Genomic DNA, 7,250 nt, shown 5'->3' with positions numbered 1-7,250 from the left:
GAACTGCTTGCCGTACTGCGGATGGAGGGCCGCTGGGGCTCCCACCCGCAGTACGGCAAGCAGTTCCACGTGGAGAACTACACGACCGTCCTGCCGGCCACCGTCCAGGGCATCCGCCGCTACCTCGGCTCGGGCCTGGTCAAGGGCATCGGCCCGGTCTTCGCCGACCGCATCACCCAGCACTTCGGCCTGGACACGCTGAAGATCATCGAGGAGGAGCCCGAGCGGCTCGTCGAGGTCCCCGGCCTCGGCCCCAAGCGCACGAAGAGGATCGCCGACGCCTGGGAGGAGCAGAAGGCGATCAAGGAGGTCATGCTCTTCCTCCAGACCGTCGAGGTCTCCACGTCGATCGCGGTGCGCATCTACAAGAAGTACGGCGACGCCTCCATCTCCGTCGTGAAGAACCAGCCCTACCGGCTGGCCGCCGACGTCTGGGGCATCGGCTTCCTCACCGCCGACAAGATCGCCCGGTCCGTCGGCATCCCGCACGACAGCCCGGAGCGGGTGAAGGCGGGCCTGCAGTACGCCCTGTCCCAGTCCGCCGACCAGGGGCACTGCTTCCTCCCCGAGGAACGGCTCATCGCGGACGCGGTCAAACTCCTCCAGGTCGACACCGGCCTGGTCATCGAGTGCCTCGCGGAGCTGGCCGAACCGCCGGAGGACGGCGCCGACCCCGGTGTCGTGCGCGAGAAGGTGCCGGGCCCGGACGGCGGCGATCCGGTCACGGCGGTCTACCTGGTCCCCTTCCACCGCGCCGAGCTGTCCCTCTCCGCCCAGCTGCTGCGGCTGCTGCGCACCGAGGAGGACCGGATGCCGGGCTTCCGCGACGTGGCCTGGGACCGGGCGCTGTCCTGGCTGAAGGGGCGGACGGGAGCCGACCTCGCTCCCGAGCAGGAGGCGGCCGTGAAGCTCGCGCTCACCGAGAAGGTCGCCGTCCTCACCGGCGGCCCCGGCTGCGGCAAGTCCTTCACGGTCCGCTCGATCGTGGAGCTGGCCCGCGCGAAGAAGGCCAATGTGGTGCTGGCCGCCCCGACCGGCCGCGCCGCCAAGCGCCTGGCCGAGCTGACCGGCGCCGAGGCCTCCACCGTCCACCGGCTGCTGGAGCTCAAGCCCGGCGGTGACGCCGCCTACGACCGGGACCGCCCGCTGGACGCCGACCTGGTGGTGGTCGACGAGGCCTCCATGCTGGACCTCCTGCTCGCCAACAAGCTGGTCAAGGCGGTCCCCCCGGGCGCCCACCTGCTCTTCGTCGGGGACGTCGACCAGCTGCCCAGCGTCGGCGCGGGCGAGGTCCTGCGGGATCTGCTGGCGGACGGCAGCCCGATGCCCGCCGTGCGGCTCACCCGGGTCTTCCGCCAGGCCCAGCAGTCGGGCGTGGTGACCAACGCGCACCGGATCAACGCGGGTCGGCCCCCGGTCACCGACGGCATGAAGGACTTCTTCCTCTTCGTCGAGGACGACACCGAGGAGGCCGGCCGGCTCACGGTGGACGTCGCGGCCCGCCGCATCCCGGCGAAGTTCGGCCTGGACCCGCGCCGCGACGTGCAGGTCCTCGCCCCCATGCACCGGGGGCCGGCCGGCGCCGGCACCCTGAACGGGCTGCTCCAGCAGGCCATCACCCCCGGCCGCCCGGACCTCGCCGAGAAGCGGTTCGGCGGCCGGGTCTTCCGTGTCGGCGACAAGGTCACCCAGATCCGCAACAATTACGAGAAGGGGGAGAACGGCGTCTTCAACGGCACCGTGGGTGTGGTCACCTCGCTCGACCCGGTCGAACAACGCCTGACGGTGCTGACCGACGAGGACGAGGAGGTGGGGTACGAGTTCGACGAGCTGGACGAGCTGGCGCACGCCTACGCCGTGACCATCCACCGTTCCCAGGGCAGCGAGTACCCGGCGGTCGTCATCCCGGTGACCACGGGCGCCTGGATGATGCTGCAGCGCAACCTGCTCTACACGGCGGTCACCCGGGCCAAGAGGCTGGTCGTCCTGGTCGGTTCCCGCAGGGCGATCGGGCAGGCGGTGCGCACGGTCTCGGCGGGCCGCCGGTGCACGGCCCTGGACTTCCGTCTGGCGGGTTCCCGCTCCCCGGACGCACGCCTCGCGGACGCACGCCTCTCGGAGGGCGGGGCGCCGCGGTGAACGGCCCGTCACCAAAAAATGATCGATCAAATGAGTCGTGAAGGTCACAGAACCCTTCCGGTTGGTGGACCGAGGGGGCAGGATGGGCAAGTTGGCGGCACTCAGTGCCGCCAATAGGCCCGATGGTCGACCCCGAGTGCACTCTCCTGAGCCAAGTGGGGGATGGTAGAGACAGTCAGGGCACCTCGAAGATGAGGCACAACGTCGGTGAGGGAAGACGTGAGCGACAACTCTGTAGTACTGCGGTACGACGGCGGCGAGTACACCTACCCGGTGGTCGACAGCACCGTCGGTGACAAGGGCTTCGACATCGGAAAGCTCCGCGCCCAGACCGGTCTGGTGACGCTGGACAGCGGCTACGGCAACACCGCCGCCTACAAATCCGCGATCACCTACCTGGACGGCGAGGCCGGCATCCTCCGGTACCGCGGCTACCCCATCGAGCAGCTGGCCGAGCGCTCCACCTTCCTGGAGGTCGCCTACCTGCTGATCAACGGCGAGCTGCCGACGGTCGACCAGCTCTCCGCGTTCAAGAACGAGGTCACGCAGCACACCCTGCTGCACGAGGACGTCAAGAACTTCTACAAGGGTTTCCCGCGCGACGCCCACCCGATGGCCATGCTGTCGTCGGTCGTCTCGGCGCTGTCCACCTTCTACCAGGACAGCCACAACCCGTTCGACGAGCAGCAGCGTCACCTCTCCACCATCCGCCTGCTGGCCAAGCTCCCGACGATCGCGGCGTACGCGTACAAGAAGTCGGTCGGTCACCCGTTCGTCTACCCGCGCAACGACCTCGGCTACGTCGAGAACTTCCTGCGCATGACCTTCTCGGTGCCCGCGCAGGAGTACGACCTCGACCCGGTCGTGGTCTCCGCGCTGGACAAGCTGCTCATCCTGCACGCGGACCACGAGCAGAACTGCTCGACCTCCACGGTCCGCCTGGTCGGCTCCTCGCAGGCGAACATGTTCGCCTCGATCTCCGCCGGCATCAGTGCCCTGTGGGGCCCGCTGCACGGCGGTGCCAACCAGTCGGTGCTGGAGATGCTGGAGGGCATCCGCGACTCCGGCGGCGACGTCGACTCCTTCATCCGCAAGGTGAAGAACAAGGAGGACGGCGTCCGCCTGATGGGCTTCGGCCACCGGGTCTACAAGAACTTCGACCCGCGCGCCAAGATCATCAAGGCCGCCGCGCACGAGGTGCTGTCCGCCCTCGGCAAGTCCGACGAACTGCTGGACATCGCGCTGAAGCTGGAGGAGCACGCGCTCTCCGACGACTACTTCGTCTCGCGCAGCCTCTACCCGAACGTCGACTTCTACACCGGTCTGATCTACCGGGCCATGGGCTTCCCGACCGAGATGTTCACGGTCCTGTTCGCCCTCGGCCGTCTTCCGGGCTGGATCGCCCAGTGGCACGAGATGATCAAGGAGCCGGGCTCCCGCATCGGCCGCCCGCGCCAGATCTACACGGGCGTGGTCGAGCGCGACTTCGTCCCGGTCGAGGAGCGCTGACAGGGGCGGCGCACGTCGCGTCGCCGGGCCCCGCGCACGCAGGTCGTGTGCGGGGCCTTCCGCTTTTCGCCGGCGCGGAGTTCCTGTCCGTGCGGAGGAAGGCGCCCGTGAGGGCAGGACTGTCCGTGAGGGCAGAAAACTCCGTGAGACGAAGGCGTCCGTGCGGACAAAAGCGGAAGGCGCCCTGGCGCCGGTCCCCCCACGGGCCGACGAGCAGGGCGCCTTCCCATGTCCCGGTGCGGATTCCCCCCACGGGATCCGGCCGGGCGTCTGTGAGGACAGCGCCTGAATCGCTGGGTGAGCGCGGACGGAACACTTCCGCCGTGCACTCGTACGGTTGTGCGGTCTGCCGGGACAACGCACGTTCGGGAGGGCCGCTCAAAGCTCCCCGGCGGATACGTGCCCCGGCAACGCTCCCCCGAGCTCTCACCTACGTTCGAGCAGGGAGGTACTCCATTCTGGGAAAGTCCCCCAAGACATCCCCAGATGCCAGGAAGCGCCCCCCAAGACGCTGCCCGACATCGCCAACTTAGACCTTCGAACCCCTTCGATGGTTACGTTCGGATCACTGTGATCTGCGTCTCTTGCGTATGTCCGTTAGGTACGCAAGAGGCCGAATGTCGCTCATGGGGCCCGAGCGTAAGGATGATGCGCGAGCCTTGTGAAGAGCTTATGTGAGGGTCGTACCGGACTCCAGGGGTACACCCCAACTTGAGACCTCAATGAAATGACCGCAGCCGCAGGCTGTTCGTCACCACGAAGACCGAGGAGAACGCCATGGCGGCTCCGGCGATCATCGGGTTCAGCAGCCCGGCCGCGGCCAGCGGCAGCGCGGCGACGTTGTAGCCGAAGGCCCACACGAGGTTGCCCTTGATCGTGGCGAGGGTCCTGCGGGACAGCCGGATCGCGTCGGCGGCCACCCGCAGGTCGCCGCGGACCAGGGTCAGGTCGCCCGCCTCGATCGCCGCGTCCGTGCCGGTGCCCAGGGCGAGACCCAGATCGGCGACGGCGAGCGCGGCCGCGTCGTTGACGCCGTCACCCACCATGGCGACGACGCGCCCCTCGGCCTGCAGCCGCCGCACGACGTCGACCTTGTCCTCGGGCAGCACCTCGGCGATCACCTCGTCGATGCCCACGGCCTCGGCCACCGCCCGGGCCACCGTCCGGTTGTCACCGGTCAGCAGCACCGGGGCGAGTCCCAGGGCGCGCAGTTCGCGCACCGCCTCGGCGCTGGTCTCCTTGATCGTGTCGGCGACGGCGAGGACCCCTCGTGCCGTCCCGTCCCAGCCGACCACGACGGCCGTGCGTCCGCCGTTCTCGGCCTCCTGCGCGGCCCGGGCCAGCTCCGGCGGCAGCTCCTCGAAGAGCCGCCCCACGGCCACCTCGTGACCCTCCACGCGCCCGCGTACGCCCCGGCCGGGGACGTTCTCGAAGGACTCGGCCTCCGGCAGCGCGCCCGCGCGTTCCTCGGCCCCCGCGGCGACCGCCCGGGCGACGGGGTGCTCGGAGGCGTGCTCCAGGGCGCCGGCGAGCCGCAGCACCTGCTTCTCGTCGGTGCCCTCGGCGGCGTACACCTCCTGCAGGGACATCCGTCCGGTGGTGACGGTGCCGGTCTTGTCCAGGACGACGGTGTCGACGCGGCGGGTGGACTCCAGCACCTCCGGGCCCTTGATCAGGATGCCGAGCTGCGCGCCGCGCCCGGTGCCGACCATCAGCGCGGTGGGCGTGGCGAGCCCGAGGGCGCACGGGCAGGCGATGATCAGCACGGCGACGGCCGCGGTGAACGCCGCCACCGTGTCGCCCGTGGTGCCCAGCCAGCCCCCGAAGGTGCCGGCCGCGATCAGCAGCACCACGGGGACGAAGACGGCGGAGATCCGGTCGGCCAGCCGCTGCACCCGGGCCTTGCCGTTCTGCGCGTCCTCGACCAGCTTCGCCATCCGGGCGAGCCGGGTGTCGGCGCCGACCCGGGTGGCCTCGACGACGAGCCGGCCGCCCGCGTTGACCGTGGCGCCGGTGACGGTGTCGCCGACGGCGACGTCCACGGGGACGGACTCGCCGGTCAGCATGGACGCGTCCACGGCGGAGGAACCCTCCACCACCGTCCCGTCGGTGGCGATCTTCTCCCCGGGGCGTACGACGAACCGGTCGCCGACGGCCAGCCGCTGCGCCGGTACGCGCACCTCGCGCCCGGCCCGCAGGACGGCCACGTCCTTGGCGCCCAGCTCCATCAGCGCCCGCAGGGCCGCTCCCGCGCGGCGCTTGGAGCGGACCTCCAGGTAGCGGCCGAGCAGGAGGAAGGCGGTGACGCCGGCGGCGACCTCCAGGTAGATCGTGGCGGCGCCGTCGGTGCGGGAGACGGTGAGCTCGAAGGGGTGCCGCATCCCGGGCATGCCCGCGTCGCCGAGGAACAGCGCCCACAGGGACCAGCCGAACGCGGCGAGCGTGCCGACGGAGACCAGGGTGTCCATGGTGGCCGCGCCGTGCCGGAGGTTGGTCCAGGCGGCCCGGTGGAAGGGCAGCGCGCCCCAGACCACGACGGGCGCGGCGAGGGTGAGGGAGAGCCACTGCCAGTGGTCGAACTGCAGGGGCGGGACCATCGCCAGCAGGACGACGGGGAGGGCGAGGAGCGCGGAGACGGTCAGGCGCCGGCGCAGGGCGGCCGACTCGGCGTCCTCCTGCCCGCCGGGCGGCCCGTCGTGCCCGGCGGACGGCTCGTCCGCCGGGGGCGCGGGCTCCTCGGCGGTGTAGCCGGTCTTCACCACGGTGGCGATCAGGTCGGCGACCTCGACGCCCGGCGGACAGGTGATCCGGGCCTTCTCCGTCGCGTAGTTCACCGTGGCGGTGACACCGTCCATGCGGTTGAGCTTCTTCTCGACGCGGGCCGCGCAGGAGGCGCAGGTCATCCCGCCGATGAGCAGCTCGACCTCCGAGGTCGCCGGCTGTCCGCCGGTCGGGGCCCCGGCGGCGGTGGTGGTGCTGCTGGTCACGTCCGTCACTCCAGGAAAGCCGGAAGGGGTGGTGTCCGGGACGCGGGGCCGACGGCGTGCCGGGCCGTGGGGAGCCGATGGCCGGTACGGCCCGGTGCGCGCCGCGCGGTGCCCCGGTCCCGGCTCAGGCCTTGCCGACGAGTTCGAAGCCGGCCTCGTCGACGGCGGCGCGCACCGCCGCCTCGTCGAGCGGGGCCGCGGAGACCACGGTCACCTCGCCGGTGGAGGCGATCGCCTTCACCGAGCTGACACCGGGGATCTCGGAGATCTCGCCGGAGACGGCGCCCTCGCAGTGGCCGCAGCTCATCCCGCTCACCTTGTAGACGGCGGTGACGGAACCCTGGGTGTCGGTCGGGGAAGTCATGGCGTTGCTCCTCGTCGAGGGGTAGGGGTGGGAGGGTCCTCGGGAACCCCACACCAAGACTATACCCCTAGGGGGTATGAATCCAGGACCGGCGGGCCGGAGCGGCGGACGAAAGTGTTCCCCGTTCCCGGACGTTTCCGCGTCCGGACGCCCCCCGTCCGGACGTCCCGCGTTCCCGAACGTACTGCGCCTCCCGGAGACCGGCGGCACCGGTGGACGCGGGGGAGGGAGCCGCCGGCGGAGAGGCCGCC

At 70.9% G+C, this 7,250-nt stretch carries 4 protein-coding genes; 2 read left to right on the top strand and 2 right to left on the bottom strand.

Annotated features, from left to right (window positions below):
* A partial coding sequence (gene recD2, locus B7L92_RS27460) for an SF1B family DNA helicase RecD2 (protein ID WP_081240050.1) occupies positions 1–2,139 on the top strand: 2,139 nt, incomplete at its 5' end.
* 219 nt (positions 2,140–2,358) lie between these two features.
* Positions 2,359–3,648 (top strand): citrate synthase, encoded by a 1,290-nt coding sequence (locus tag B7L92_RS27450; RefSeq protein WP_004987828.1) that lies wholly within the window; start codon positions 2,359–2,361, stop codon positions 3,646–3,648.
* Positions 3,649–4,367: 719 nt separating this feature from the next.
* Here B7L92_RS27450 and B7L92_RS27445 read toward each other — a convergent pair.
* Positions 4,368–6,635: a heavy metal translocating P-type ATPase gene (locus B7L92_RS27445; protein WP_081240049.1), complete on the bottom strand. Its 2,268-nt coding sequence runs from the start codon at positions 6,633–6,635 to the stop codon at positions 4,368–4,370.
* 124 nt (positions 6,636–6,759) lie between these two features.
* Positions 6,760–6,999 (bottom strand): heavy-metal-associated domain-containing protein, encoded by a 240-nt coding sequence (locus B7L92_RS27440; protein ID WP_004987834.1) that lies wholly within the window; start codon positions 6,997–6,999, stop codon positions 6,760–6,762.
* Between the last annotated feature and the right edge of the window lie 251 nt (positions 7,000–7,250).

Source organism: Streptomyces viridosporus (assembly GCF_002078235.1).
GTDB lineage: Bacteria > Actinomycetota > Actinomycetes > Streptomycetales > Streptomycetaceae > Streptomyces > Streptomyces viridosporus.
The sequence above is the reverse complement of the archived record's forward strand: the minus strand, read 5'-3'. Positions and strand labels throughout refer to the sequence as shown.